This is a genomic window from Microbacterium memoriense, assembly GCF_025398275.1.
GTDB lineage: Bacteria > Actinomycetota > Actinomycetes > Actinomycetales > Microbacteriaceae > Microbacterium > Microbacterium memoriense.
In genome coordinates, this window is the sequence record NZ_JAODOR010000019.1 from 1 (window position 1) to 1276 (window position 1276).

Here is a 1276-nt window from a genome sequence, read left to right on the forward strand (position 1 = left end):
CGCGTCGTGTCGATGCCCAGCCGTGAATGGTCCGCGGACCAGGATGCGGCGTACCGCGAAGGGGTGCTTCCGGGATCTGTCACAGCTGCGCGTGATCGTCGAGGCCGCCGCATCCTTCGGGTGCACGACATCGCCGGACGCGACGGCATCATTGTTGGCATCGACGGGTTCGGTGTCTCTGGGGCCTTGACCCCGGATCGTGGACACGGTGTCATTTCGGTTATGCCGCTTCCGTGAGGGTAGCTGATCTCGCGGCCGCGTAGGTGTTCTCGTAGCTGTTCGGGGTGATCTGGCCGATCGCGGAGTGGCGTCGGCGCGTGTTGTATCGGTTCGTCCACCGGAACACGGCCCGGTAGGCGGTGGCTTGATCGGGGAACGCCGACGCGCCTTGGAGGAGCTCGCGTTTGAGCGCGGCGTTGAAGCTCTCGGCCAGCGAGTTGTCGGCGCTCGTGCCCACCGCGCCCATGGACTGGGTCACCTTGAGCTGCTCGCAGAGTGCTGCGTAGGCTTTCGACGCGTAGACCGAGCCGTGGTCGCTGTGGAACACTGCGCCGGCCAGCGATCCGCGGTCGCGCTGCGCGCCGCGGAGAGCGCCTTCGACGAGTTCGGTGCGCATGTGGTCGGCGACCTGCCAGCCGGCGAGCTTGCGCGACCCGAGGTCGATGCAGGTCGCCAGATACAGGTTGCTGCCGTCCGCGATGGGGAGGTAGGTGATATCGCCGACATACCTGCGGTTCGGCTCCCCGGTGCTGAAGTCCCGCCCGATCAGGTCGAGGAACTTCCGTCCGGACTGGTCCGGGATCGTGGTCTTCACCCGGCGGCGCAGTCGGATCCCCGCGAGCGCGTGTTCCCGCATCACCCGAGCGACCCGCTTATGATTCACCCGCCCGGCGGCGGGGACGCCGTCGTTGAGGTCGGCAGTGATCCTCGGTGCCCCGTAGGCGCGGTCACCACCCTGCGCGGGGTCCTGCAGCACCCGGATCCGTGCCGCCAACCGGGCGTCGTCCGCGGCTCGCGCGGCCCGTCCCGGGGCTGCGGCCAGCCACGCGTAGAACGACGACCTCGCGATCTCGATGACCTCACACAACCGCTTCACGCCGTAGGCGTCCTTGTGGTCCTCGACGAACTGGAAGCGGTTCACCAGTTCGTCTCCGCAGCGAAATACTTCGCCGCCTGACGGAGGATGTCCCGCTCCGTCTCGAGCTTGACCTGCTCCGCTCTCGAGACCGCTAACTCGGCTTCCAACCGGATGATCCTCGCCGCCTGCGACTCCGAC

General features: G+C 67.6%; 1 protein-coding gene and 1 pseudogene. One reads left to right on the top strand and one right to left on the bottom strand.

The window, feature by feature from the left end; genetic code table 11:
- Positions 1-237, top strand: a 237-nt coding sequence (locus N4R40_RS13015; protein WP_261607809.1) for a transketolase-like TK C-terminal-containing protein, incomplete at its 5' end; no start/stop codon positions are given.
- On the opposite strand, the pseudogene N4R40_RS13020 reads toward N4R40_RS13015, so the two are convergent.
- Positions 221-1276: pseudogene (locus N4R40_RS13020) on the bottom strand (IS3 family transposase); the annotation flags it as partial. The gene N4R40_RS13015 and the pseudogene N4R40_RS13020 sit on opposite strands and share 17 nt — an antisense overlap.